This window comes from Bacillus sp. FSL L8-0099, from assembly GCF_038006385.1.
Classification (GTDB): domain Bacteria; phylum Bacillota; class Bacilli; order Bacillales; family Bacillaceae_G; genus Bacillus_A; species Bacillus_A toyonensis.
This window is the reverse complement of record NZ_JBBOVC010000001.1, coordinates 4,030,012-4,056,221: the sequence shown is the minus strand read 5'-3', so window position 1 is coordinate 4,056,221 and position 26,210 is coordinate 4,030,012. Positions and strand designations below refer to the sequence as shown.

Annotated in this window: 31 protein-coding genes, 2 pseudogenes and 2 riboswitches; of the genes and pseudogenes, 20 read left to right on the top strand and 13 right to left on the bottom strand. The window is 34.9% G+C overall.

Features of this window, described 5'->3' with window-relative positions:
• Nucleotides 1–47 precede the first annotated feature (47 nt).
• From MHH42_RS20435 to MHH42_RS20420, 4 genes are all read left to right on the top strand, one after another.
• Nucleotides 48–1,340, top strand: a complete 1,293-nt coding sequence (locus tag MHH42_RS20435) for a GGDEF domain-containing protein (RefSeq protein ID WP_070173742.1) — start codon at nt 48–50, stop codon at nt 1,338–1,340.
• A gap of 91 nt (nt 1,341–1,431) precedes the next feature.
• Nucleotides 1,432–2,568, top strand: a complete 1,137-nt coding sequence (locus MHH42_RS20430; protein WP_070173724.1) for a serine hydrolase domain-containing protein — start codon at nt 1,432–1,434, stop codon at nt 2,566–2,568.
• 4 nt (nt 2,569–2,572) lie between these two features.
• Nucleotides 2,573–3,451, top strand: coding sequence for an NAD(P)-dependent oxidoreductase (locus MHH42_RS20425; protein ID WP_000428222.1), 879 nt, complete (start codon nt 2,573–2,575; stop codon nt 3,449–3,451).
• Between the two features lie 5 nt (nt 3,452–3,456).
• A complete protein-coding gene (locus MHH42_RS20420) occupies nt 3,457–3,789 on the top strand; it encodes a DUF3909 family protein (protein WP_097837464.1) in 333 nt (110 codons plus the stop codon).
• A gap of 24 nt (nt 3,790–3,813) precedes the next feature.
• Here MHH42_RS20420 and MHH42_RS20415 read toward each other — a convergent pair.
• The 7 genes from MHH42_RS20415 to MHH42_RS20385 form a co-directional block, all read right to left on the bottom strand.
• A protein-coding gene (locus MHH42_RS20415) for an IS1182 family transposase (RefSeq protein ID WP_445286052.1) occupies nt 3,814–5,276 on the bottom strand; the annotation gives its coding sequence in 2 pieces (ribosomal slippage) (nt 3,814–4,715 and nt 4,715–5,276; 1,464 coding nt in all).
• A 158-nt stretch (nt 5,277–5,434) separates the two neighbouring features.
• Nucleotides 5,435–5,710: a hypothetical protein gene (locus MHH42_RS20410; RefSeq protein ID WP_000054649.1), complete on the bottom strand. Its 276-nt coding sequence runs from the start codon at nt 5,708–5,710 to the stop codon at nt 5,435–5,437.
• 307 nt (nt 5,711–6,017) lie between these two features.
• Nucleotides 6,018–6,530 carry a 1,2-dihydroxy-3-keto-5-methylthiopentene dioxygenase gene (locus MHH42_RS20405; protein WP_000057312.1) on the bottom strand — a complete coding sequence of 171 codons (513 nt, stop codon included), beginning with the start codon at nt 6,528–6,530 and terminating at the stop codon, nt 6,018–6,020.
• Nucleotides 6,508–7,146: a methylthioribulose 1-phosphate dehydratase gene (locus MHH42_RS20400; protein ID WP_000811318.1), complete on the bottom strand. Its 639-nt coding sequence runs from the start codon at nt 7,144–7,146 to the stop codon at nt 6,508–6,510. The genes MHH42_RS20405 and MHH42_RS20400 overlap by 23 nt, the downstream gene beginning before the upstream one ends.
• The gene (locus tag MHH42_RS20395; RefSeq protein WP_097837465.1) at nt 7,143–7,802 is read right to left on the bottom strand and encodes a 2-hydroxy-3-keto-5-methylthiopentenyl-1-phosphate phosphatase; all 660 of its coding nucleotides are present in this window, start codon (nt 7,800–7,802) and stop codon (nt 7,143–7,145) included. The genes MHH42_RS20400 and MHH42_RS20395 overlap by 4 nt, the downstream gene beginning before the upstream one ends.
• A complete protein-coding gene (gene mtnW, locus MHH42_RS20390; protein WP_097837466.1) occupies nt 7,799–9,043 on the bottom strand; it encodes a 2,3-diketo-5-methylthiopentyl-1-phosphate enolase in 1,245 nt (414 codons plus the stop codon). Before mtnW ends, MHH42_RS20395 begins: the two co-directional genes overlap by 4 nt.
• A 64-nt stretch (nt 9,044–9,107) precedes the next feature.
• Nucleotides 9,108–9,213, bottom strand: a riboswitch (SAM riboswitch).
• A 52-nt stretch (nt 9,214–9,265) separates the two neighbouring features.
• Nucleotides 9,266–10,456, bottom strand: coding sequence for a pyridoxal phosphate-dependent aminotransferase (locus tag MHH42_RS20385; protein WP_000765540.1), 1,191 nt, complete (start codon nt 10,454–10,456; stop codon nt 9,266–9,268).
• A 14-nt stretch (nt 10,457–10,470) separates the two neighbouring features.
• Here MHH42_RS20385 and MHH42_RS20380 point away from each other — a divergent pair, with 14 nt between their 5' ends.
• The 4 genes from MHH42_RS20380 to MHH42_RS20365 all read left to right on the top strand — a co-directional run bounded on the left by MHH42_RS20380 (nt 10,471) and on the right by MHH42_RS20365 (nt 14,105).
• Nucleotides 10,471–11,334 carry a carbon-nitrogen family hydrolase gene (locus MHH42_RS20380; RefSeq protein WP_016109052.1) on the top strand — a complete coding sequence of 288 codons (864 nt, stop codon included), beginning with the start codon at nt 10,471–10,473 and terminating at the stop codon, nt 11,332–11,334.
• 72 nt (nt 11,335–11,406) lie between these two features.
• A riboswitch (SAM riboswitch) is annotated at nt 11,407–11,547 on the top strand.
• 90 nt (nt 11,548–11,637) lie between these two features.
• Nucleotides 11,638–12,819 (top strand): S-methyl-5-thioribose kinase, encoded by a 1,182-nt coding sequence (mtnK, locus tag MHH42_RS20375; protein ID WP_016109051.1) that lies wholly within the window; start codon nt 11,638–11,640, stop codon nt 12,817–12,819.
• Nucleotides 12,816–13,877, top strand: coding sequence for an S-methyl-5-thioribose-1-phosphate isomerase (gene mtnA / locus MHH42_RS20370; RefSeq protein WP_097837467.1), 1,062 nt, complete (start codon nt 12,816–12,818; stop codon nt 13,875–13,877). Before mtnK ends, mtnA begins: the two co-directional genes overlap by 4 nt.
• 66 nt (nt 13,878–13,943) lie before the next feature.
• Complete coding sequence (locus tag MHH42_RS20365; protein ID WP_000393323.1) at nt 13,944–14,105, top strand: YvrJ family protein; 162 nt, start codon at nt 13,944–13,946, stop codon at nt 14,103–14,105.
• 118 nt (nt 14,106–14,223) lie between these two features.
• On the opposite strand, the gene MHH42_RS20360 is transcribed toward MHH42_RS20365, so the two are convergent.
• On the bottom strand, nt 14,224–15,000 hold the full coding sequence (locus tag MHH42_RS20360) for a 3-hydroxybutyrate dehydrogenase (RefSeq protein ID WP_016109050.1): 777 nt from the start codon (nt 14,998–15,000) through the stop codon (nt 14,224–14,226).
• Between the two features lie 196 nt (nt 15,001–15,196).
• Here MHH42_RS20360 and MHH42_RS20355 point away from each other — a divergent pair, with 196 nt between their 5' ends.
• From MHH42_RS20355 to MHH42_RS20340, 4 genes and pseudogenes are all read left to right on the top strand, one after another.
• Entirely contained in the window at nt 15,197–15,526 is a 330-nt protein-coding gene (locus tag MHH42_RS20355; RefSeq protein WP_000107973.1) for a PadR family transcriptional regulator, read from the top strand.
• The gene (locus tag MHH42_RS20350) at nt 15,526–16,293 is read left to right on the top strand and encodes a DUF1129 domain-containing protein (protein WP_000952880.1); all 768 of its coding nucleotides are present in this window, start codon (nt 15,526–15,528) and stop codon (nt 16,291–16,293) included. Before MHH42_RS20355 ends, MHH42_RS20350 begins: the two co-directional genes overlap by 1 nt.
• Before the next feature lie 13 nt (nt 16,294–16,306).
• Complete coding sequence (locus MHH42_RS20345) at nt 16,307–17,068, top strand: DUF1129 domain-containing protein (RefSeq protein ID WP_070173723.1); 762 nt, start codon at nt 16,307–16,309, stop codon at nt 17,066–17,068.
• A gap of 51 nt (nt 17,069–17,119) precedes the next feature.
• Nucleotides 17,120–17,405, top strand: a pseudogene (locus MHH42_RS20340) (DNA-binding protein).
• Nucleotides 17,406–17,434: 29 nt separating this feature from the next.
• Here MHH42_RS20340 and MHH42_RS20335 read toward each other — a convergent pair.
• Nucleotides 17,435–18,052 (bottom strand): ImmA/IrrE family metallo-endopeptidase, encoded by a 618-nt coding sequence (locus MHH42_RS20335; RefSeq protein ID WP_000371630.1) that lies wholly within the window; start codon nt 18,050–18,052, stop codon nt 17,435–17,437.
• Nucleotides 18,053–18,229: 177 nt separating this feature from the next.
• On the opposite strand from MHH42_RS20335, the gene MHH42_RS20330 reads away from it, so the two are divergent.
• The 3 genes from MHH42_RS20330 to MHH42_RS20320 all read left to right on the top strand — a co-directional run bounded on the left by MHH42_RS20330 (nt 18,230) and on the right by MHH42_RS20320 (nt 20,395).
• Entirely contained in the window at nt 18,230–18,523 is a 294-nt protein-coding gene (locus tag MHH42_RS20330) for a DUF3928 family protein (protein WP_000288323.1), read from the top strand.
• 107 nt (nt 18,524–18,630) lie between these two features.
• Nucleotides 18,631–19,080 (top strand): NUDIX hydrolase, encoded by a 450-nt coding sequence (locus MHH42_RS20325; protein WP_000540531.1) that lies wholly within the window; start codon nt 18,631–18,633, stop codon nt 19,078–19,080.
• 139 nt (nt 19,081–19,219) lie between these two features.
• Complete coding sequence (locus tag MHH42_RS20320; RefSeq protein WP_000552062.1) at nt 19,220–20,395, top strand: acetyl-CoA C-acetyltransferase; 1,176 nt, start codon at nt 19,220–19,222, stop codon at nt 20,393–20,395.
• A 28-nt stretch (nt 20,396–20,423) separates the two neighbouring features.
• On the opposite strand, the gene MHH42_RS20315 is transcribed toward MHH42_RS20320, so the two are convergent.
• On the bottom strand, nt 20,424–21,176 hold the full coding sequence (locus tag MHH42_RS20315; protein ID WP_000567990.1) for an AAA family ATPase: 753 nt from the start codon (nt 21,174–21,176) through the stop codon (nt 20,424–20,426).
• 10 nt (nt 21,177–21,186) lie between these two features.
• Nucleotides 21,187–21,431 (bottom strand): annotated as a pseudogene (locus MHH42_RS20310) (hypothetical protein).
• Nucleotides 21,432–21,547: 116 nt separating this feature from the next.
• Between MHH42_RS20310 and MHH42_RS20305 the strand changes: the two are divergent.
• Both MHH42_RS20305 and MHH42_RS20300 read left to right on the top strand, forming a co-directional pair.
• Entirely contained in the window at nt 21,548–22,276 is a 729-nt protein-coding gene (locus MHH42_RS20305; protein ID WP_001116887.1) for a DUF4184 family protein, read from the top strand.
• A gap of 36 nt (nt 22,277–22,312) precedes the next feature.
• Nucleotides 22,313–23,077, top strand: a complete 765-nt coding sequence (locus MHH42_RS20300; RefSeq protein ID WP_000973887.1) for a hypothetical protein — start codon at nt 22,313–22,315, stop codon at nt 23,075–23,077.
• Nucleotides 23,078–23,123: 46 nt separating this feature from the next.
• Here MHH42_RS20300 and MHH42_RS20295 read toward each other — a convergent pair whose 3' ends face one another.
• Nucleotides 23,124–23,555, bottom strand: a complete 432-nt coding sequence (locus MHH42_RS20295; protein ID WP_000758796.1) for a DUF3997 domain-containing protein — start codon at nt 23,553–23,555, stop codon at nt 23,124–23,126.
• A 131-nt stretch (nt 23,556–23,686) separates the two neighbouring features.
• Between MHH42_RS20295 and MHH42_RS20290 the strand changes: the two genes are divergently transcribed.
• The 3 genes from MHH42_RS20290 to MHH42_RS20280 all read left to right on the top strand — a co-directional run bounded on the left by MHH42_RS20290 (nt 23,687) and on the right by MHH42_RS20280 (nt 24,967).
• Nucleotides 23,687–24,142, top strand: a complete 456-nt coding sequence (locus tag MHH42_RS20290; protein WP_340893976.1) for an RDD family protein — start codon at nt 23,687–23,689, stop codon at nt 24,140–24,142.
• A 152-nt stretch (nt 24,143–24,294) separates the two neighbouring features.
• Entirely contained in the window at nt 24,295–24,393 is a 99-nt protein-coding gene (locus MHH42_RS20285; RefSeq protein ID WP_000145635.1) for a hypothetical protein, read from the top strand.
• Nucleotides 24,394–24,457: 64 nt separating this feature from the next.
• The gene (locus tag MHH42_RS20280) at nt 24,458–24,967 is read left to right on the top strand and encodes an SDR family NAD(P)-dependent oxidoreductase (RefSeq protein WP_000218407.1); all 510 of its coding nucleotides are present in this window, start codon (nt 24,458–24,460) and stop codon (nt 24,965–24,967) included.
• Nucleotides 24,968–25,031: 64 nt separating this feature from the next.
• Here the strand turns inward: MHH42_RS20280 and MHH42_RS20275 are convergent, their stop codons facing one another.
• A complete protein-coding gene (locus MHH42_RS20275) occupies nt 25,032–26,132 on the bottom strand; it encodes an ABC transporter ATP-binding protein (RefSeq protein WP_000818938.1) in 1,101 nt (366 codons plus the stop codon).
• Nucleotides 26,133–26,210: the final 78 nt, after the last annotated feature.

Sequence of the window (26,210 nt, the reverse complement as noted above, 5' to 3'; positions counted from 1 at the left end):
TGAGGAATTCTGTAGAACAAGATATATGAAGTGAGTGAAGACTAGTGATGAACATACTACATTTTTTATTAGAGAATACGGTTTTCCAAAATGTATTACAAGATCTTAAGTTAAATGTCCTTTATATAGAAAATGGATGCACACATCAACAAACGATTGAAAATATTCATCCCAAATGCATGTTTATAGCAAATAGTTTTGAAGAAGGAGAACTATTGTTTCATAAGACTAAACCGCATATTGTAATTATGTATGTAACAGATTTTTCTCAAATAAAATATATAAAGAATATGTATAATCCACATAGTACATTCATTGTCATTTGGGATCAACAAATAACAAATGAGTTTACAGAGGTGCTTACGTTAGGAATACGTAATATTGTAATAGCCCCAGTAACTCCACAAGTAGTGTTAGAGGAAGTAAATAAAAGTTTGTATCAACTTTCTTTAGTGCGGCAAGTAAGTTTGCAACAAGAACTACTGCAGATGATGTTTGATTTTCACAATGATCTATTATTTATAGTAGAAGATGATGAGATTGTTGATTGTAATACGAATTTTTTAGAGTTTTTTGGATATGAAAATTTGTTTGATTATCGTGAGCAACATTTAGTGTTTGCCGAACATTTTATTAGAGAAAATGGATATTATTCGACGACTCATGATATAACATGGTTAGATGATACATTATCATATGATAGAAGAATTAAGATGTCTAATTATGAAGGAATTGTATCAACTTTTTTATTACGTGCGACGCCGTTACCAGAAGATTTATCGAGATTTATTGTAAAGTGTACAGAGATTACAGAATTAGATGAAATCTATCAAGAACAAGAAAGACTTGCCATGATAGATTCATTGACAGAGATTTATAATCGTTTGAAGTTCCAACAAATATTAGAGGTAGAGTGGGATAATGTAATACGTAAAGATGAAAAAATGGCAATTATATTATTTGATATAGATAATTTTAAAACAGTAAATGACACATATGGTCATGATTTTGGAGACTTAGCATTAATACAGCTTGCAGAACTTATGAAGTCTAAAGTAGAGCAACAACATGTATTTGCAAGATGGGGAGGAGAAGAATTTATTATATTAGTGACAAATACAGTAGAAAAAGAAGCATTTCAAGTTGCAGAATCATTGCGCTTTTTTATTGAAACAAAACAATTCTCTGGAATTTCGAAATTAACAGCGAGTTTTGGAGTAGCGTTATATGAGAAAGGAATTACAAGAGAAGAATTAATGCAGCGAGCGGACATTGCATTATATGAAGCGAAAAAAAATGGGAAAAATCAGGTATGTATATATAGAAAAGAAAAAATGTGATTTTTCGCAACTAATTGTTGCGATTTTTTTTTATTGCCTGATAATAGTAGTAGGGAGACCATATGTAATGAAGTAATTATGGAGGAACAATATGATAAAAAAAATAATAGTAGTTGCTTCACTATGTACTGTCGTTTGCGGCGGAGTATACTATGTTTTCTATGCTCCCAGTGTAATGGAACAAACAGTGTTAACTACTAATGTGGCCCCGGCTATTGGGTCAGAAGTGCAAGATAATATAGAAGAAAAAGAAGAGAGACAAATTGATTATGCTAGTATATCTCAAAAATTAGATCAATATTTAGTAGGAAAGCAATTTAATGGGACAGTTTTGGTGACTGATAAAGAGCGTGTTATATTGAATAAAGGATATGGATATGCTGATGTTCAAAATAAAATAGAAAATACACCTCAAACAAAATATCGTATCGGTTCTATTACGAAAACAGTAGTTGCTACATCTATTTTACAGCTACAAGAACAAGGGAAATTAAACATTCAGGAAAATGTAAATACATATATTCCTTCATTTCCAGCAGATAAAAATATCACTTTATATCATTTATTAACGCATACATCGGGTTTACCGGAAAGCGGCAAAGGAAAAGTGAATGCGGCTTCTCGTATAAACTTAGTAAATTGGATTGGAAGTCAAAAATTAGAGTTTCCACCAGGAGCAGGTTGGAGATATACAGATTATAATTATATGGTGCTTGCTTATATTATAGAAAGCATATCAAAAAAAACGTTAGGAGATTACATAAAAGAAAATATATTTATTAAAGCAGAAATGCACGAATCTGGTATGGGAAATATGGCTCCGGGAGATCAGCATTTTACTAAAGGGTACGTTAAGAAAGATAATGTACTTGAACCTGCACAAAAATTGTCAATGGATTGGTTATACGGTTGCGGTGAGATGTATACGACAGTTGGAGATATGAAGAAATTAGACGAAGCAATTATAAATGGGAAACTTCTTTCTGAACAAAGTATGCAAGCGATGTTTTCACCTTCAGAAGAACGGAAATATGCATTTAGTTTTTATATATACCCAGATTATTTTCATAATCATGGTGTACTATCTGGTTGGAACACTTTCAATAATTTTAATAAAGAAAAAGGGACTTTTGTTATTTTATTTTCAAATGTGAAAAATAGTATGGATGATGATTTTAATAATGAGTTTCGAAAGATGGTAAATGATTTATTAGAACAAAGGGGATGAGAATATGGAAAACAAAATTTTATCAATAGGTTTCATCGGTATTGGTGTAATGGGAAAAAGTATGGTTCGTCATTTAATGCAAGAAGGTCATAAAGTATATGTATATAATAGAACGAAAGCGAAGACAGATTCTTTAGTACAAGATGGTGCAAATTGGTGTGATACACCGAAAGAGTTAGTGAAGCAAGTAGATGTTGTAATGACTATGGTTGGATATCCACATGATGTTGAAGAAGTGTACTTTGGAAGTGAAGGGATTATAGAGAATGCAAATGAAGGCACGATAGCCATTGATTTTACGACATCTACACCAACATTGGCAAAACGTATAAATGAAGTTGGTAAAAGAAAGAATGTATTTACGTTAGATGCCCCAGTATCTGGAGGAGATGTTGGTGCTAAAGAAGCAAGACTTGCAATTATGGTCGGTGGAGAGAAAGACATATATGATAGATGTTTACCGTTATTTGAAAAACTAGGAACAAATATTCAGTTACAAGGACCAGCTGGGAGTGGACAACATACGAAAATGTGCAATCAAATTGCAATTGCATCCAACATGATTGGAGTATGTGAAGCTGTTGCTTACGCGAAAAAGGCTGGACTAAATCCAGATAAAGTATTAGAGAGTATTTCAACAGGTGCAGCAGGTAGTTGGTCATTAAATAATTTAGCTCCTCGAATGTTAAAAGGAGACTTTGAGCCAGGGTTTTACGTAAAGCATTTTATGAAAGATATGAAAATCGCTTTAGATGAGGCTGAAAAATTACAATTACCAGTACCAGGTTTAAGCTTGGCGAAAGAATTGTATGAAGAGTTAATTATGGATGGAGAAGAAAATAGCGGAACACAAGTGTTATATAAAAAGTATATAAGGGGGTAAATGAGATGGATCTCCAAAAGTTTGATGAGATAATTGATGCTGTGCAGCGAGCAACTTGTATACAAATCAATGAAAAACAAAAGGAAGCCTTTAAACAAAAATATGATTTTGAACCAAACTTTGAATATGGAAGAGATGAGAAAGGGCATTATGTCATTCGAACTTCAAAAAAGATGTTAGAAGAAATGGAGTTTTATTTGGCATTAAAATATGATCGTGATGGAGTGGATCTTTATATGCAAGCTGAGATTGACGATATATGCCATGTGTCTGTTAGCTATAGTGAAGATGCGTTACATCTACAAGAATTGTTTCAATTTCTAGAAGAAAATAAATAAAAGTCCTCATTTGAGGACTTTTATTCAGAGTGTTGGGAAACCCTTTAGGGTTCCCAACATTCTGCAATCCTTTTTAATTTTAGTAAATGAAAACAATATAAAATAATAAATTTTAGAAAAACAGCCCTCCACCAGACCTTTTTTGGTTAGGTGAAGGGCTATTTTTTTCATGTTTTGACAAGCTGCGGTGAGGTAAGCTTGCATTTGGACAGACTTCAGCCCTCGAAACCGAGCATATCGATAGCCATGTAGTTCTTTGGCATCCGCAAAGCTTCGCTCTATAGTTGAACAGCGTACTTTATACAGTCTTTTCCCTGTAGCTGTTAGTTTGTTTTTTCTAGCGATATCTTTATATTTTTCCCATATATGATGAGTGATAACTTTTTGTTTTTGTTTTTTTGAAAAGCATACCTCACGTAGCGGACAAACAGCGCAGTCTTCTGGATTTGATTTATATTGACGATATCCTTCGCGATCCGTTGTCGTATATTCTAAAATACATCCCATCGGACAAGCAAATACATTCATTTCTTTTACATATTTAAATTGGCTTTTCGGAACGTCTTTATTTCGCTTTCCAAATCGGCGATACCCCATCACCATAAATATATTCTGTTCTGATAGTTTCTTACAGATATAACCTGTAAAATAGCCTGCATCAAGAGCTACAGCTTCAACTTTGAATCCGAATTTATTAGTTTGAGCTTGTAGACGTGCTAAATACGGCTCGGAATCCGCCATATTTCCAGCCGTTATATAGGTATCTGTAATAATATTATATTTCGCATCAGTCGTACGATGATCTAAGAAATGAAAACCGTTCGGTTTTCCATCCCTCATTAAAAATCCACTATCTGGATCCGTTGTACTGATACGAGTTTTTTTAGTGGGGGTATCACTTTCCTTTCTAGGTCTTAATTCTTTTTTCCATGTACCTCACGATCTTCGATTACCGCAGCTTCTAGTTCATCTATATAGAACTTTGCCTTTTCTTTTTTATATTTATGTACAAATTTATTTTTATTGGCATTCGCCTTAATGTGTGTAGAATCTGTCATCAACGCACGTCCTCCCACCATACGGTGCTCGGTCGCTTGACACACAATCTCATCAAAAATTTCTTCGAAAATATTTGTATGAATGAAACGAGTACGGCGATTCCAACTGATTGTAGAATGATCTGGAATTGTATCTGATAGAGAAAAACCTAGAAACCAACGGTAGGCAATATTCGTTTTGATCTCCTTTTCCAATTGTCGCTCTGAACGAATACCATAAAAATATCCGATAAACATCATCTTAAATAAAACGATAGGGTGAATTGACGGACGACCATTGTTTTCACAGTAATAAGGGCGTAACTTTTCCTCAATAAAATCAAAACTGATTGTCGCTTCAATCGCACGAAGGAAATGGTCTTGCGGAACTAATTCTTCTACAGAAACGGATACACGCTCATCACGATGATTTTTTAAAGCACCCATCATAAAAAATCTCTCCTTTACCTCTTTTTTATCAGTGTTGACACATAAAAAGAGGTTCAGACACATAAACAGGCTGTGGAGAAGACTTTCTCCACAGCCTGAATAAAAGTCCTCATTTGAGGACTTTTATTTATTTAGGTAAATATATTTCATTTTTATAATTATAAGCTAGAAGCTCGACGGCACCGTTCAACCGGGAATGGGATAACTTGCGCCATGTGGTTAGCGCCAAATTGTTTTGAGCGAGCGTGGCGTAATATATAAAATGCGCACAGAATAGCAACAGGAATAGCGCCGTATAAACCAAAAAATAAAGCGCTTACACAAGAGGCGACAAAACCTAAAACACCAACTTCTAACTCTTCCATAATAGCTCCTAAAATAACAGGAATAGCTCCGCATAAAACTCCTAGTATAAGTGCGATAAGTAAACTCATGATTATCCCCCTCTGTTTGCAATATTATTTTCCTTCTTATTAGTTGTAGTATATCATATACAAAACAGAATTTTCAGAAAAAATCCAAAAAAAGTTCAACAAATGTTCAAAAAGGGTTGAGAAATACACTTGAAAAATCGAGTGGATAGATTGTTTCTTGGAAGAAGAGGAAAGATGCTTTGAATAAATAAAAAATCAGGCCTATTTCATTTTTGGAAATAAGCCTGTTCCATAGGAGGATGTATATATGTAGAGTGAATAAAAGGTTGGAAAAGGGGGTCCAAGTCCTTTTATTCAACTAGCTACCTTAATAGATTGGAACCCAGCCTTCAGTTGTAACAAAAATACGAATAGCTACAACTTGACGATCATCCTGCAAAGTAAAATAATGTCTTGCATTTTCAGGAACAGAGATTAGGTCGCCTGGCTCAAGTTCAACGTCAAAGAATTTTCCATCTTTGCCTTCAATAGCAAAGATGCCATGGCCACTGACAATAAAGCGAACTTCATCATCAGTATGATGGTGTTCTTTTTGGAAATTAATTAATAATTCGTCAAGGTTAGGTGTGCTACTTGAAAGTGAAATTACATCATGCGCTTTATAACCTCGGCGTGCTGAAACATCAGCGATTTCTTTTGAAAAAACAGTTAATATTTCAGCTTTGTTATCATCTGTTAACGAATAATTTTCATTTAAATGAGTAGGAAGTTTAGAAATATTCCATTTCTCATATAAAACGCCTTCCTCTTGTAGAAATTTTGATACTTCCACTTCATTCTCAATGCGAGTATTTACTTCATGAATACGAATTTGCGCCATTAGAAACGCCTCCTTGAATTGATAATAGTTTTATATGAAATTGGAATAAAAACTCATAAGCTTCTAATCTTTTCTTTGCATCAAAGCTATCTCGGCCCCATACAGTGATGCCGTGATTTCGAATTAATACTGCTCCCGAATCTCCTTGTATATGTTTTCGGAAGTTCTCCCCAAGTGTTGGGATATGAGCATGGTTTTCGATAATAGGAATGTGAATTGTTGCACCTTCCTCCCAAATATCAAGAGCTTTAATGATTTCTTGATTTTGAAGGGTGACTGTATCGCTATACAAATTTGTGATGACATTGTTATCCGTTGTATGAACATGAAGTACGCACCCGGCATTCGTATTGTTATAAATATGTGTATGCAATATTGTTTCTGCTGAAGGGCGTAATTCAGTCTCTAAAACAGGAACTCCTGCATGATCTACTAATAGAAAATCATCTGGAGTGGTTTTTGTTTTATCTTTACCGCTTGCTGTAATAAGGAAAGTAAGCGGCTCATGACTAACTTTTATAGAAATATTGCCACTTGTTGCTGGAAACCAATTTCGAGTTGTTAATTCTTTTTTAATCTCGCTTAAGTCATACCATTGACGAAACAGTTGTTTCATGATTTCACCTCCAACAAATGTTTTAATTCAGCTTGAACATCGTGAAATGTTTCAAACGGTGTATAAACAATATGATTTTCTTTACACTTTGTAATAAGGAAATCGCGAGCGAATACTTTATCTGCTTGTTTCGCAGCTTGTAAATCAGTAATAGAATCTCCGATTACAATATGGAAATTATTTGTATCACTTAATTTACGGATTAAAGATGATTTACATAATCCACAATGCTTTTGACAGTGATGATCACAAGGGTTAGGCCACTTAACTGTAATGTATTCATTTGAAAAGTCTGTTTCATTACAGTAAATTTGCTCTTTTGGAATGATTCCTTGTAGGAGTGGATAGACGAAGAAATCCATTCCACCTGATACAACGTAAAAAGAAATATTATTTTCATTTACAAATTGTATAAATTCACGAAAGCCACTACGAATTTCGGCAGTTTCTTTTAAAAATTGAATTATATCATCGTGCAAATTAGTAGGTAGCAATTGAAATAATTGGGAAACACCTTCTTGAATAGAAAGCTCTTGTGATAAAATTCTTTGCTTTATTTCTTCTGCTTCTGGTGGTGCGAATTTTTCCATAATCGACATAATGTTATCGTTATTTGTAATCGTACCATCGAAATCACAAAATACTTGAATACTCATAATTTCACCTCATGAGAGGGATTTCCCCATATTTGTAGTGCGCTATGCAAATTTATTTCATCTACTTCATGGAGTGGTTTACCTTGCAAAGTAGCATCAATTGCAGTACGGAAAGCCTTTCCACCACCTTGCGCCCCATACGGATGCCCATGTATACCGCCGCCCGCATTAATAACAACATCTTTACCGAAGTCTCGTAGAATAAAGGGAACGAAACCAGGATGAATGCCAGCAGATGGGACAGAGAAACTTTTCTTGAAAAACGCATCGTCTTCAGTTAGATAGTTTGAAATGTTGAAAGCATCTTCCTTTTCTAACGCAACACTTCCGTATGGAGACGGGAATAAAGAAAAATCAGCACCAGCATAACGTAGTAGCTTTCCAAGTAATAATGGAGATGAGACCCCATATAGCTTGGATGCTGAATAAGCACCACTTACAGCAGGGTGTGCCATAATAGGAACTGGGATTTCATCATCTTCTGCCAGTGATTGTAGTACATCTAGTCCGTAAGCAAATACATTAAATAATAGAATATCAGCACCAGCTTGCACTGCGCGTTTCGCATTTTCTTTTAAGTCGAAAGTTCGTCCTGTTAAATTTACGGCATATAATGTTTTATGGCCGTATGTTTCATATACGGATTGTAAAACTTCTTTTCCAGATACAATTCGCTTCGCAAGTGGTGTTAAGGAGTTCTCGAATAAAATTTCATCATCTTTTACGATATCCACACCACCAATTGCTTGATCGCGTAATTGAGTTTTTAAGTATCCAATATTTCGTCCAATCATTCCTTTGAAAATGCTCATTAAAAGGGGACGGTTATACACTTGTACACGATTTCGAATACCGTCTATACCGAATTTTGGACCAGGGAAGTGCTTTTTTAATTCGTCTGAAAACGTTAAGTCAATTAATTTCACTTCGCCATCAAGTGATAACTTTCCGAATGTAGTTGTTAAAATCGCTGGTAAATCTGGACTGAAATTTAATAATGGGTATTCGATTTTAATAATCCCACGTTTTACTTTTTTGCGTAGATACGAATTGATATGTTCTTGTTCATCTAATTCCTCAATATGAATGACGTTGCCTTTATGTTGTTTTAATTGTTCTTGTAATAAATGTGGCAAATGAGTCCAAGAGCCAATTGTTAAACCGAGTGCAATTTGTTCAGCCTTTTTGTCTAAGTTAAGTGAATCGTCATGGATTAAATACGTCGCTATAATTCCGCTCATTGTTATAACCTCCTAGTTAAATAAAAAAACCTCTCAGCTAAGGAGAGGTTTTTTTACAACCAGCTCCTTATCTGTCAGCGTAATGCTGCGAGAATTAGCACCGTGTCTACAATTGTAGATCGGTTGCCGGGTTTCGTCGGGCTCGTCCCTCCACCTGCTCTTGATAAGAAGTATTTAGAAATGTTTAAATTTTTAAGATAACTGAATTTTGTCAGATATTTTTCATGTTGTCAACGACTTTTTGAAAAAATTTAATTTATCAATTCGATTAATTGCTTCTCGTAATCGTTCTTCTGTATGCAAGAGACCAACGCGGACGTATCCTTCACCGTGTTCACCAAATCCAACACCAGGAGCAACTGCAACGTGTGCTTTTTCTAGCAAAATATCAGAAAATTGCTCAGATGTATATCCTTCTGGTACAGGAAGCCATGCAAAGAAGGATCCGGTTGGGATGTCTACATTCCAACCGATAGAGTGACAAGCTGAAATAAGAGCATTTCTTCGAGATTCGTAACTATTTACAAGATCTACGACGCAAGATTGTGAACTTAATAGCGCTTCGCGGGCAGCGTCTTGAACTGCACCAAAAATACTAACATACATATGATCTTGCAATAGGTTAATTGTTTCGATGACACTTTCATTCCCTACGGCAAAAGCAATACGCCATCCAGCCATATTGAAAGTTTTGGATAATGTGTAAATTTCAATTCCTATATCTTTTGCACCGTCTGCTTGCAAGAAACTAACCGGTTTTTGACCATCAAATCCGATCGCACCGTAAGCAAAATCGTGAACGACTAATATATTATGTTTATTAGCAAAATGAATGGTTTCATCAAAGAAATCTTTTGATGCAGTAGCACCAGTAGGATTGTTTGGATAGTTTAAAAACATTAACTTTGCTTGTTTCGCAATAGCGTCATCAATTTTTGTATAATCTGGTAAAAATTTATTTTCGGCAATAAGCGGCATTGTTTCAAATTGCGCTTTTGCTAAAGCAACTCCGGATAAATAATCTGGATAGCCTGGATCGGGAACGAGAATCGTATCACCAGGATTGGTAAAACACATTGGTAATTCTACTAATCCAGCTTTTCCACCAAACAAAATAGCAACTTCAGTTTTTGGATTTACTACTACATCATATTCACGTTGATAGAATGTTGCCACGGCTTCTTTTAAGCTTTCGTGTCCGCGAAATGGCGGATATTTATGATGAATGGTCTTTTCTGCAGCATGTTGTAAAGCTTTTACGATATGCTGCGGTGTTGGTTGATCTGGATTACCTTGACCTAGATTAATAACATCGTGACCAGCCGCAACGACTTTGTTAACTTTTGCAACAAGTGAAGCGAAAAATTGTGTTGGCAATGATGTTACTATCTCAGAAGGTTGAAATAATTTCATACTTTCCACCTCTTTTGAAAGTTGTTACAATTCTAGTGACAAATGATATAATCTTTCCAGTATTTTGTAAAGAGAAAATTAAGAATGGGGCTGAAAAAATGAAAGTCGCATGTATTCAAATGGATATTGTATTTGGAGATGTAGAAAAAAATATGGAGAACGCTAAAAACAAAATAAGCGAAGCGATGAAGGAAAGACCAGATGTTATCGTCTTACCAGAACTATGGACAACAGGATATGATTTAACGAGGCTTTCTGAAATTGCAGATAGAGATGGATTAGAAACGAAAGAAAGGTTGAAAGAATGGTCGAAGCAATATGGTGTACATATTGTTGGTGGTTCTATAGCAAAGCAAACAGAGCAAGGGGTTACCAATACAATGTATGTCGTAAACAACGAAGGAGATCTAGTCAATGAATATAGTAAAGTACATTTATTTCAGCTTATGGATGAACACAAATATTTAATAGCGGGTAATGAAACAGGTGAATTTAAACTAGATGATATCGAGTGCGCTGGCACAATTTGCTATGATATTCGTTTTCCAGAATGGATGCGCGTTCATACTGCTAAAGGGGCAAAAGTTTTCTTCGTTGTAGCAGAATGGCCATTAGTTCGTTTAGCACATTGGCGTTTGCTATTGCAAGCAAGAGCAGTTGAAAATCAATGTTATGTTGTTGCATGCAATAGGTCAGGAAAGGATCCGAATAATGAGTTTGCAGGTCATTCTCTAATTGTGGATCCTTGGGGTGAAGTCGTGGTAGAGGCAAATAAAGAGGAATCCATTTTATTTGGAGAACTTACATTCGAGAAGATTAAAGAGGTACGTAAAGGAATTCCAGTTTTTGCAGATCGCCGTCCAGAACTATACAAATAAAATATTGACAAGTGATTTTTATTCTTGGTATAGTCTTCAACATAAAGTTAAAAATTCTAAAAAATCATATAACTCTTATCAAGAGCAGGTGGAGGGATTTGGCCCGATGAAGCCCAGCAACCGACCGTAATACCATTGTGAAATGGGGCGTTTATGACGCCAAAAGGCACGGTGCTAATTCCAGCAGAAAGTAAAATTTCTGGCAGATAAGAGGGGAGAAGATAAACTTCAAACCTCTTTCTTAGTGGAAAGAGGTTTTTCTGCGTTAGAAAAACCTCTGAATTTAAAAAGGAGGAAAAGACGATGGGATATTATTCATTAACAGAAGTAACAGCTGTACAATATGCGAAAGAACATGGATATTTTGACAAGAAGGCGAATGTAGTTTGTCATGAAATAGGAGATGGAAATTTAAATTACGTGTTCAAATTAGTTGATGGAGAGAGATCAATTATAATAAAACAAGCACTTCCATATGCGAAAGTAGTTGGTGAGAGCTGGCCGTTGTCTATAAAAAGAGCGACGATTGAAAGCAAGGCATTACAAATTTTCGCGAAGTATGTACCAGATTATGTTCCGGTAGTGTACAGTCATGATGAAGAGTTAGCAGTTACAGTAATAGAAGACTTATCAAGACTAACAATTACAAGAAAAGGATTAATAGATGGAGAAGGATATCCACTTTTATCCCAGCATATCGGTCGTTTTCTAGCACATGTTTTATTTTATACTTCAGATTTCGGTTTACAGTCAGAAGAGAAAAGGGTGCTAGAAGGTACATTTGTAAATCCAGACCTTAGTAAAATTACAGAAGATTTAGTTTTTACGGATCCGTTTGGACATTACGATACGAATGATTATGAGTCAGATTTACAGTCAGTGATTGATGAACTTTGGAGTGACAAAATTTTAAAACTAAAAGTAGCACAATATAAATATAAGTTTTTAACGAGAAAAGAAGCGCTTATTCATGGTGATTTACATACTGGTAGTATTTTTTCATCACCTTCTGAAACGAAAGTGATTGATCCAGAATTTGCAACGTACGGTCCATTTGGCTTTGATATCGGTCAATTTATTGCAAATTTATTATTAAATGCTTTATCGAGAGAAGAAGAAAAGAGAAGTGTACTATTTTTCCATATAGAAAAGACATGGAGTTATTTTGTAGAAACTTTTACGAAGTTATGGATTGGAGAAGGGGTAGAAGCATATACGAAAGAAAAACAATGGTTACCAATTATTTTGCAAAATATCTTTACTGATGCCGTCGGATTTGCCGGATGTGAACTGATTCGTAGAACAATTGGTTTAGCTCATGTAGCGGATTTAGATGAAATAGCAAATAAAGAAAGAAGAATTCAAGCTAAGAAGCAAGCGCTGTACTTAGGAAAAGAACTAATAAAATATGAATCTAAGTGTGCTGATATTCAACTGTTTCGAACATTATTTCAACAGACAGTTTCAGGAGGCATAAAAGCATGAGTACATTTGTAACTGTTCCGAGGTCTGTAAGTTGGAAAGGTGATGCAATTGCGGTATTAAATCAAACAAAGTTGCCGTATAGTACAGAATATAAAACGTTGACGACTATTGAAGAGGTATGGAAAAGTATTGTAATGCTAGAAGTACGCGGAGCACCCGCAATTGGAATTGTAGCAGCATTTGGTTTGGCGCTTGCATCAAAAAAATATAACACGATACATATTGAAGAATTTCAGAAGATATTTAATAGAGATTGTAACTATTTAGGGACATCACGACCGACGGCAGTGAATTTGTTTTGGGCAATTGATCGTATGAGAGAATCTATTCGAGAGACTATTACAATAAAAGAAGCGCAAAAAACATTAGAAGAAGAAGCGCTTCGCATTCAGCAGGAAGATGAAGAGGTATGCCGGAGTATTGGGGAACATGCGTTAACATGCTTTACAGACGGTGATAACATTTTAACAATTTGTAATGCTGGAAGTATTGCAACTGCAAGGTATGGTACTGCATTAGCGCCGTTTTATATCGGGAAAGAAAAAGGTGTACACTTACATGCGTATGCATGTGAAACGAGACCGGTTTTACAAGGTGGCCGTTTAACGACATGGGAGTTAAAGCAAGCGGGTATTGATGTGACGCTTATTACAGATAATACGGCAGCTCATGCAATTCGTACGAAAGAAATTGATGCAATTATCGTAGGGGCAGATCGAATTGTCGCAAATGGAGATACGGCAAATAAAATCGGAACAATGAATTTAGCTATATTAGCAAAGTATTTCGAAATTCCATTTTACGTTGCAGCTCCGTTATCTACGTTTGATATTACGAAACAAACAGGTACCGAAATTGTTATTGAAGAAAGAGATGAAACAGAAGTTACGAAAATTTTTGGCAAACAAGTGGCACCGATTGGTACAGATGTTTATAATCCTGCATTTGACGTAACACCGCATGAATTAATTACAGGTATTATTACTGAGAAAGGTATTATACGTGGAGATTATGAGCGAGAAATTGCATCATTATTTGAAAAACAAGCTAATACATAATAGCTTGTTTTTTATGCCTAAATGTGCCTTTTCCCCTTATTTATATAATGAAAGGAGGAGAGAAGGATGGAAGAGTGGATCGGGATGATAGGTAATGTAGGCTTTCCAATTGTTGTAACATTATATTTACTCCATCGAATTGAAAGTAAATTAGATGGGATAACTGTTGCGATAGAGAAACTGCCACAGCAATTACTAAAGTACGATGATCCTCGTGATAAAAAATAAAGTTTGCTCTTCGTGAGCAAACTTTATTTTTTTATCACGCATTAACTGCCCGTAAAAGCCCGATTGGTGAGGGCTACGAATCAGTGGGGGATGAAGCCCCACTGATTAAAGTTTCACTTTATTGAGCAATATAACCACCATCGATAACGACAGCTTGACCAGTTATGCCTTTTGCTTTTTCACTCGCTAAAAACATAGCATAATCAGCAATTTCTTGTACTTGTAATAAACGTTTTTGTGGTACAAGTGGATAAATGACATCTTCTAAAACATTTTCAAGCGGTACATTTCGTGTAGTAGCTAAGTCTTGTAGTTGATTACGTACAAGAGGGGTATCGACATAACCAGGGCAAAGTGCATTAACAGTAATTCCATGGGTAGCACCTTCTAATGCGGCAACTTTTGTCAGTCCAATTACGCCATGTTTTGCGCTATTGTAGGCAGCTTTTCCGGCGAATCCGACAAGGCCATTAATAGAAGCGACGTTAATAATCCGGCCGTATTTTTGTTTTTTCATAATAGGAAAAGCGTGTTTGATGGCGATAAATGGAGCGATTTGCATAATTTTAATAAGAAGCTCGAATTTCTCAGTTGGAAAATCTTCAATCGGTGAAACATGTTGCATTCCTGCATTGTTAATTAATACGTCTAATGAACCGAAATGACTAACTGTTTGAGAAAGCGCTACTGTAATTTCTTCTTCAGATGTAACGTCACATTGTAAACCGATAGCTTGAAAGCCTTCTTTTTGTAATTGCTCAGCAGCTTCTTTCGCACGATCTTCAAGGCGATCAGTAATAACAACTTTTGCGCCTTCTTTTGCAAAAGCATTCCCCATTTCATAACCAATACCACTCGCAGCACCTGTTAAAAAGACAACTCGATTTGTAACCATGATGAAAAACACTCCTTCATAATAAAAGTTCCCTCATTGCTCTATTTAGAGGGGGAACTACGAAATTCCTGCAAACATTTGGAAAAAATCCGTTAGCTATCTTGTTTTACAAAATAGTCCCTGCTATACTATTTTGTAAAGCAAGATACTTACGCTTATCTATCTTGTAAAACAAGATAGTGGGAGGATTTCAATTATGTCGACAAGTCAAATGCTGAAAGGGATTTTAGAAGGATGCTTACTTGCTATTATTTCTGAAGGTGAAATATACGGTTATGAAATGAGTGAAAAGCTAGCGAAGTATGGTTTTACAATGGCGAGTGAGGGAAGTATTTATCCGTTGTTAATACGGATGCAAAAAGAGGGGCTAATATCAAGTGTAATGAAGGAATCTCCATCTGGTCCAAAAAGGAAGTATTATACGTTAACAGAAAAGGGAGAAGATGAACTGGATGAATTTATGGGTCGCTGGGAAGCGATGCAAAGTAGTGTAGAACGTCTACTTGAAGGGAAGGGAAGAAAATAATGCTATCAAGTGAAGCACAAAAGTTTTTGTTAGATATGAGATTGTTTTTGACCGCAAAGAGTGTGAAAGAAAGCGATATGGAAAGCTTTTTAGAAGATGCAGAGTTGCATTTAATAGAAGGTGAGAGTGACGGGAAAAGTGTAGAAGAAATTTTTGGAAGTTCGCCGAAAGAATATGCTAATGAACTTGTAAAAGTGATGGAAAGAGATAGACAGGAAACGTGGAAGCAAATTGGTTTTACAGTAATGAATATCGTAGCATTTTGGATTATTGCTTCTATTTTAATAGTGAATAACGGAAAGTTACAAATTTCACTTATTCAGTGCATTGGTTATAGTTTCACATTAATGTTAGCTGTGTTAGGCCCTAATTTTTTGCTTCGTAAAATGACCTTTGTAACAAGCTTTACAAAAACGTGGTTTTCTATGTGGTCTTTAGTCATGATCGCTCCAATGTTTTTATTAGGAGTTGTTACGATATTAGATGTAATATATCCTACAAAGATGGTTACATTCACCCAAATGCAAAGTTATATGTTAGCTGGTGGGATCTTTATCATGACAGTAGCTATAAACATGTATTTTGAAGGATGGTTTAAAAACTTATATTTAATTATTCCTCTTTCTATTATGTTAGTATTTCAAGCATTTACATCAGAAGATCTCATGCCAATGTTATTTCAGATTATATGTTTATACGGAAGTTTATTTATTTTAATTTTCGTTGAAATTATGATGAAGACGAATAGAAGAGAAACGGTTAATTAAGGGAGGGGTTATAATGAAGGTTTCTAAAGAAGGAGAAGAGTTTTTAATCGATACGAAAGTATATTTAATAACAAAAGGGATTAAAGAAGAAGATGTGGACGCTTTTCTAGAAGATGCAGAACTTCATTTAATAGAAGGTGAAAAAAAGGGGAAGACGGTAAGTGATATATTTGGTGATTCACCAAAAGAGTATGCAGAAGAATTGGTGAAAGAGATGGAGAAGGATAAAAGCGGGAGTATAAAAAGTATTTTAGGAATGATTATTGGTATTGGTGGATACTGGTTACTTACAAATATTTTATTTGAAAGTCCGAATCATGAATTTACATTAACGAATGTACAATTGATTGGATACCCAATTGTTTTAATGATTACTATTGTGGATATTATTTTTGCTTTTAAGATGTCATCATTTAAAAGCAAAATAAAAGAATTTAGCATTATTTATGTAGCAGCTTTGCTACCAATTTTATTACTAGTATTATTAATGTTTATGAATAAATGGTATGGGACACCTGTATTGCAATTAACTACTATACAAAGTTACATACTAGCTGGAATTGTCTTATTAGTATTGTTAATTGGGGAAGCGTACATACTTGGATGGATTGGAATGCTAGTTGTTATTATACCGCTATTAATTATGTTTGTATTTAAAGAATTAGGAAAGCAAAACCCATATTGGGGAATACTAGAGCCTTTACTTCTGTATGGAAGTTTATATGTATTAATGCGATGGTCTTTAAAAAATGAAGAGCAAAAAACTGTAAACTAGTGTTTTACTGATATTGAGCGAACGGAATATTTTATTGAGAGGGGAACAAATATGCAAAGTATATTTCTAGGTATATTATCTATTATATTTCTAGGTTTAACAATTTTCGGGCTATATACTACCTTTTCGAAAAAAGGTACATGATAACTATTTTGATACTTTATTAGATGACACATCAGGATATATTTTGTTCTTCGGGTTAATAGGAAAAAGGCTGCTCTGGATATGCAAAAAATTATTTCCAAAGAAATATTATATAGGGATTTTTAGAGGGATTACATTTACGTTTAGTTGTCTATTTTTATTTCTAGCAGCCGGGACTTGGTTTGTTGATTAAATAAGTTGTTTTAAACAGTAATAAGATTGTTACTGTTTTTTTCTTTGTAATAAAGAGCTTTGTAAAGAGAGTTCTTTTTGTTCGTTTGTTAATAAGGAATGAATATGGACGTTTTCTGGGCGGGGGACTATAGGGTACATCAGATTTGATGGAGAAGGGTGGTGTTCCGAGCCAGTTGGAGAATGAGGATCTGCATGTGTAAGTTTTCCGTGAACGCGCCTTGTGAATAAAATATGGCCAATTTCGTGAGCGAGCGTATATATATTTTTCATAGGAGCGGCTGAATTTGTTAAAACGATATAACCAGTAAGTTGTTGTTGTTTAGCTAAAGAGTAAGCACAGGCAATTACTGCTGTTTCTTTAAAATAATCACTGCCAATATAACAAATATAAAGATCACATTCTGGAGCTTCATTTACACACGTTTGGAAAAAGGATGCTAATTTTTCCTGACTTTGAATAGAATTTTTATAACTAATTTCACGGTCTGAAAAACGAAAAAGCTCATTTAATACAATTACTTCTTGAATTTGAAATGTAATGGGGTGCCAAATTGATTCTGCGACTGCTAAATCTTTTGCGATACGGTCTTCAGAAATGTTGGCGCCTGGCGTAATGCAAATACATATATTGACGTATGGATCCATAGGGAACACCTCAAATGAAAAAATTCTTCCTATAATATATGTGAGAAAAAGGTGCTATGTATGGATAAACGCCTTGTTTATTACATGAATATATAGACTACAAGTCGAAAAAATTTCATAGTTCTATAACGTAGTATGGTCATCTTTTTGATATAGTAAAGGAAAGGGGGAGAATATATGTATACATTAAAAATCGTTTCAGACAGAGAAGCTCTTTATCAATTTGCGAGTTATGTAAAAGTTGTGCAAGGGGTTGAAGATGTATATGTAGAGGTGGGAGAACCTGTATATGAACATCCATTAATGAAGTTTTACGTACATATTAAGCTGGGGGAAACATATGATCAACATAAAGCGTTACAAGAAATAGCAAGATTAGTAGAATTGGGGCGTTTTACATACGTTCATTATCGTAATGATGAAATTGAAGAAGCTTTTGAAGCTGTAAAATATGAAAGTTTTAAGAAATAAAGTGAAAAAAGGGAGCGAAAGCTTCCTTTTTTTCTTGAAATTTACATCAACAAAATGAGAAAAATTTTGTTATGATAAGGGAGGGTGAGGAAAGGAGAGTTTACATATTGGGGTATATTGAAGAGTTACGTAAAGTCGTTGGTACAAGGCCACTTATTTTAGTAGGATCAGCAATTATTATATTAAATGATAGGCAAGAAGTATTGCTTCAATATCGTTCAGACACATATGATTGGGGTGTACCTGGCGGAGCGATGGAGCTAGGAGAAACGACAGAAGAAACTGCTCGCAGAGAACTATTTGAAGAGACGGGACTAAACGCGAAAATTATGCAATTTATCGGGGTTCTTTCGGGAAAAGAAGTGTACTTCCAATATCCAAATGGAGATGAAATTTTTAATGTCATTCATCTGTATCAGGGGCATCATGTGAGTGGGGAAGTTAAGCTTGATCATGAAGGATTACAGCTTCAATATTTTCCGGTAGATAAGTTACCGAATTTGAATAAAACAACAGAGAAGATTTTACAAAAATTCCTATACGCATTAACAGAATAGAAGGTTAATTCCTTCTATTTTTATTATATTAAATATTTTGATTTTTTAGTATGTTTATAGTATGATAGTTTTAGATATACATCTTATGGAATTTCACCTAAAAACTGACTAGGGTACATAAGAGAGGGGCAAGTACAAAATGCATAATGTTGTCATTACAGCTGCAGTTCGTTCACCAATTGGAACTTTCGGAGGAGCACTAAAAAATATAACACCAGTAGAATTAGCTGTTCCTGTACTTCAGGAAGCTGTAAAACGAGGCGGGGTAGAACCACATGAAGTTGATGAAGTAATTTTAGGTCATTGTATTCAAAGAACTGATGAAGCAAATACGGCGAGAACGGCTGCATTAGCGGCAGGATTTCCTGACACAGTTACGGGCTATACAATCCAACGCCAATGTTCTTCAGGTATGCAAGCAATTATGTCAGCTGCAATGCAAATTCAATTAGGTGTGAGTGATGTTGTTATTGCAGGTGGAGTAGAAGCGATGAGTTCGAGCCCTTATGCATTGAAACAGCACCGCTGGGGACAACGTCTACAGCACGGAGAAATTCGTGATACGGTGTGGGAAGTGCTAGAAGATCCGATTCATCATATTATGATGGGTGAAACAGCGGAAAATTTAGTTGAACAATATGAAATTACAAGAGAGGAACAAGATGAAGTTGCGCTTCGCAGTCATACATTGGCACTACAAGCAATCGAGTCTGGATACTTTGACGATCAAATTGTTCCTATTACAATAAAAGAGCGTAGAAAAGAAATTGTATTTTCTAAGGATGAACATCCGCGTGCAGATATTACAGCGGAAAAATTAGCTGGATTAAAACCAGCTTTCCGTAAAGATGGATCTGTAACGGCAGGGAATGCATCTGGTCTTAATGACGGAAGTGCAGTTCTAGTATTAATGAGTGAAGAAAAAGCGAAAGAAAAAGGCTTACAACCGTTAGCTAGAATTGTTGGCTATTCAGTAGCTGGAGTAGATCCTAAAATTATGGGAATTGGACCAGCACCAGCAATTCGTAAAGGATTAGAAAAAGTAGATTGGTCATTAGAAGATGCAGATTTACTTGAAATTAATGAAGCTTTCGCTGCGCAATACCTAGCTGTAGAGAAAGAATTAGGTTTAGACCGTGAAAAAGTGAATGTAAACGGTAGTGGTGTAGGACTTGGACACCCAATCGGTTGTACAGGAGCTCGTATCACTGTAAGTTTAATTCATGAATTAAAAAGACGTGGATTAGAAAAAGGAATTGCCTCTTTATGCGTCGGTGGCGGTATCGGGGTTGCCTTATTTATAGAAGCATTATAAAAAAGAAGCAGCGTTTGCTGCTTCTTTTTTACGACTCAAATAGATGATGGAATAATCGATCGCGATTTTCAAAGAAAAGTTTCGTCGTTTGATAATGCTCCGTTTCTTCTAAAGATGATTCGTGAATCCCCTCTTGTGTTAAAGAATATATAGTAGATTCAGGATAAGCCATTAATATAGGGGAATGCGTGGCAATAACAAATTGTGAACCTTGTTCAGCTAGTTCGTGCATTCGAATGAGCATGGAAAGTTGTCTCATCGGGGATAAAGCTGCCTCAGGCTCATCTAAAATGTATAAACCTTGTCCTGAAAAACGGTTCATAAATAAGGAGAAAAATGATTCGCCATGTGATTGTTTGTGTAGTGAGATACCACCATATGAGTCAATAACTGGATTTCCGCGTGCTTCTGGATCAGCATCCATTTCATCGATATAAGAAGCGACGTTATAAAATGATTCAGCGCGAAGAAAGAAACCATCGCTTGGTGTATTGAAACTTTTGGAAATTCGAAGATATTCATGTAAAGATGAATGTGAATTATTTGTGCTAAAACGGAAATTCTTCGTTCCACCTTCAGCATTAAAACCTAAAGCAATTGCAATTGCTTCAAGTAGTGTTGATTTACCTGTTCCGTTTTCTCCAATAATGAATGTTACATTTGGATGGAAAAGGAGCGATTGTAATGTTCGAATAGCGGGTAAACAGTAAGGATATGCGGAAAAGCTAGGGATATCTTCTTTTTTTAATGTGACACTTTTTAAAAAGGGTACGTCAATCAATATATAAACCTCAATTCATAACGGATTTTGATTTAAAAAAAGCAAAAAATACAAGTGTAAGACGACTTGCTAATAAAGTGCGCCAAAACCGAGATTTTCCCAGCCGAACGTCATTCTCTGCAATATAAAAATGAAAAGAACGCTTATAAAGCCAACGAGAGCAGGCGTATATTTTATAATTTTTAAGTTCTTCCATAGAAAAAAGAAAAGTGTTAATGACATGAGAACTCCCATTTTATTTTCTGAATATTTCATGAGGATTATAACATGGAAACTATCATATTCCAATGTGAAAATAAACATTGCATGAAGGTCAATTCTCTCGTTATGATAGATGATATTCTATTGGAAATATGAAAAGGAGTTAAAATATGCCGTTTACATTTGCGCATCCAGCAGCTGTTCTCCCTTTTTCTAAAAAGCAGGTTAATTATATTTCAGTAACGGCTCTTATATTAGGTAGTATGGCACCTGACTTTGAATATTTTTTACACTTTAGACCATATGGCGTGATTGGACATACGTGGCTTGGGTTCTTATATTTAAATTTACCTCTTGTCTTTCTATTAGCATACATATATCATTACATTTTAAAAAAGCCGTTTATAACACATTTACCTAAACCATTTGCTGGCTACTATACATATGCAGTAGATGAGAGGTGGGGACTTCATACATGGAAGGATTTCTTTGTATTTTGCTATTCTGCTTTATTTGGTATGCTCACGCATGTTGTTTGGGATGCGTTTACTCATAATACAGGCTACTTCGTTATGGAAATACCATTGTTACAAAGAGAATTACATAGTATTCCGGTGTATAAATATATGCAACATGGGAGTACATGTGTTGGTTTATTATTACTATTACACGTACTATGGAAGTATAAAGATGAAACAGGGAAAGATATTATTATAGCTTCAGAAAAAAGGAAGTATTGGGTTTCGGCAATCATTGTGGCAACTATTATATTTATCGTTCACGCGTTCGTAAATCCCTATTTTCATATTTTCCAAATAGGGGGTATAATAGTATCTGGACTGACAAGTTCGTTTTGTGGACTTCTTATTGTTTCTATAGTTTACAAGACTAGGGACTAATTTATTTTAATGAATGATAGTGTTAGGAGAAATTAAATGATGAAAGCATGGAAAAGTATTTTTGTTTTATGTAGTTTTCTTCTTATGTTAAGTGGTTGCTTCCATCAAGAAGAAAAGAAAGCTGAACCGAAGAAGAAAGAATCTATTCCTGAAACAAAAGAATATGGTGGGCGTGAGCTAAAAAAAATTGGGCAAAAAGTGAAAGAAACAGGATGGGGTACTTTCAAGTTAGAGCAGATACATTCTGTGAATCAAACATTTGAAGTAGCACCAATGAAAATTCATGTACAAGATGTGAAAGTAATCTCTTTATCACAAATGAGTGAAGACGCAAAAAATACATTAAAAGCATATACGGCATTAACTCCTGACGAAGTAAAGCGTAGATTGGGCGATAAGGTAAGTCAAGAAGATGCTGAATTATATGCATCGCTAAGTGGAACAGAGATTAGTGATACGATTCGTTACGTTGAAATTACATATAAGGTGGAAAATAGCGGGAATAAAAACATGCAATTTTTCTCTATGAATGATGTTACGATTAATGATAAGCAACATTTTAAAGTAGCGACTCAAAACTTTTTATATGATGAAGATACGCTCGTTGGTACGAAAAATGTATCAAGAGAAGATTATAAGCCTGGTGAAACAAGAGATGGAATTATCGGTTTAATACTTGATGATGGAAAAGAAAAGGTAAAGGATATTAAATTTACAACGGATGATTTAATGGCAGGAGACACAGAAACACAAGAAACTGTTAAAGAATCACAAAGTTTTAACATTTCACTTTCTGAGTAATATGTTTTTAAAATGATATAAGGAAAAACAGTCAGCATTCTATATATTATGCTGACTGTTTTTTTATTTCTTTTATGTATGAATCTACATTTTGAAAAGGCACTTTAATTTTAAACGCATCTTTTTGTTCATTAAATTGTTTTTCATTATAGGGACCGAAACGTTTATTGTGCTTTACGTCAATAATCCAATAATGTTCACTTTTTTTATTTGCAATTGCTGCGTCAGGGTTATTTGGATCTGACTTTTCCTCTGTTTGTTTTACAATAATGTATTTATCATCCCAAGCGATGTCTGTAATTTTGGCAGGGATGTATTGTGTGGCATATACAGCATCTTGCGTAGGGAACAGTTCAAATGCATTTCCAGAAGTACGTATGAGTTCGTATTCATCGTTAATCGTATAAGATACATGGTTTGTATTTCCTGTACAAGCAGTTAATAGGACGGCGACGAATAGGATTATCCATTTTTTCAATATGGGAACCTCCTTTACAATGCTGTTGTAACACATTGTACAAGAAAAGTAAGAGAAACGCCAGTTTACAATGTTTTTTAGAAGTGGTACGATGTAACGGGTAAAGAAGGATACGAAGGAGTCGACATAAAATGAAGTTGAAGATGCATCGTCCAGCGCTTGTAATGAATCGCATAGGTGCTTCCCTAATTGACATGTTTTTAATCTCGGTTATGTATGGTGCAGTAGTAGCTGTTATGACCGGAAACTATAGTGCTATTTTTAATCGGTTTAATATAAGTTTCCGTGACTATAGATATGATCTCGCAGTAGTTTTCATATTAATGGTTCTATATTTTATTTTGTTACCTTTTATTTGGAACGGTGTTACACTTGGGAAAAAAATAACGAGAACAAAATTGATTTCATTGACGAGTGAAAAATTAACGTTGCAAACATTAACTTTACGATTTTTTGTATTGTTATTACCGAACATGTTGTTACTTGGAATTCCGTTAATATGCAACGTATATATGATGTTGTTCCGCAAAGATAATTGCGGTTTTCATGATTTAATTACAAAGACAAAAGTGATGAATCTAGTATAATAAAAAACCTTTTTATGCTTGTACATAAAAAGGTTTTTTATTATGGAAGGATATTTTTCGAAGTAGAAAGTCCTTTTTCAATAGATTGAAAATTAAGAAAATGGTATAATAAATGAAAATAATATCTTTATATAATGAAGGGGGAAGCTGTAATGACGGGAGGTAGCATAATCTTTTGGGGGATTTTAATTTTCATTGGTCTCGTTTTCGATCAGTGTAATAGTAAGAAAAAAGAAGGAGTAAAAAAGTAATCGCTTACAAATAAAAGAGTAACTTTTCTTGCTTGCAGACTAATCTTATAAAGGAGTATACTGAATGACGGTAAGACTTATAGAAGGGGTAATGAAAATGAAGCTTGCAGGAAAAGTTGCTATCGTAACTGGCGGTGGCATCGGTATTGGACGTAATACAGCTCTTTTGTTGGCTAAACAAGGCGCAAAAGTAATTGTGACGGACATTGATCAAGATAGTGGACAAGCAACAGTGGAGGAAATTACGAATCTAGGCGGAGAAGCCCTTTTTGTATCCTATGATATGGAAAAACAAGGAGATTGGCAACGTGTTATCAGTATTACTTTGAATGCATTCAGTCGCATTGATATGCTTTTTCAAAATGCTGGTTTATATAAAATAGATTCTATTTTTTCTCGCCAACAAGAGAACGATTCCAATGTACTTTGTATTAATGACGTTTGGATAGAGATAAAACAATTAACGTCATCTTTTATGAAACAGCAAGAAGAAGTGGTGCTTAGTGACTTACCGATTTTCGGTATTATTAGCACGAAAGGACAATCATTTCATACAGTAGAAGCCCTAGTATAATAATGAAAACCGCCCTCAATGTATGTGGACGGTTTTTTTGTATGTTATATACAAGAAAATTTTTTTAGCGAATACGTTGTTCGGTTTGGCTATCAAAGAAATGCGCTTTATTTAAATCAAATGCTAATTTAATTTGGTCTCCAGGTGAGAATATATGTCTTGCATCAACACGTGCTGCAAAATCTTGATTTCCAAGTTTCATATATAAAATGGATTCAGCACCTAACAACTCAGCAACTTCAATTTTTGATGTGAAAGTAGTAGATTGTGAAGCCTCTAAAAATAGTAGTTCATCATGAATATCTTCAGGACGAATTCCTAAAACGATTTCCTTATTTACATAACCTTGTTCACGTAATAATTTCATTTTTCCTTCAGATACTTTGATTTTCAATGAATTATCTATAACGAAATCAGTTTCAGTTAATGTACCACGGAAGAAATTCATAGCTGGAGAGCCAATAAATCCGCCAACAAAAATGTTTTCAGGTGTTTCATATACTTCTTTTGGAGTTCCAATTTGTTGAATCTTTCCGTCCTTCATAACAACAAGACGGGAAGCCATTGTCATTGCTTCTGTTTGATCATGTGTTACATAAATTGTCGTTGTTCCAAGGCGATGGTGTAACTTAGAAATTTCTGAGCGCATTGCAACACGGAGTTTTGCATCTAAGTTTGATAATGGTTCATCCATTAAGAAAACTTTCGCGTCTCGAACGATTGCTCTACCTAACGCAACACGTTGGCGTTGTCCACCTGATAACGCTTTTGGTTTTCTATCTAAATATTGTTCAAGCCCTAAAATTCGTGCGGCATCTTTCACACGACGATCGATTTCATCTTTTGGTATTTTTCGAAGCTTTAATCCAAATGCCATATTATCATATACACTCATATGTGGATAAAGAGCATAGTTTTGGAAAACCATTGCGATATCACGATCTTTTGGAGGAACATCATTCATTAGCTTACCATCAATTGAAAATTCTCCTTTTGAAATATCTTCAAGTCCAGCTACCATTCGTAATGTTGTAGATTTTCCGCATCCAGAAGGACCAACAAATACGATAAACTCTTTATCTTGAATGTGTAAATTAAAATCTGTTACAGCGGTTACGTTATTATCATATATTTTATAAATGTTTTCTAATTTCAGTTCTGCCATGGTATTTCCCCCTAGAAAAAATTATGCAAACGTTTTCTTTGAATTTATTATAAACGAATAGATTCAAAAAATAAATAA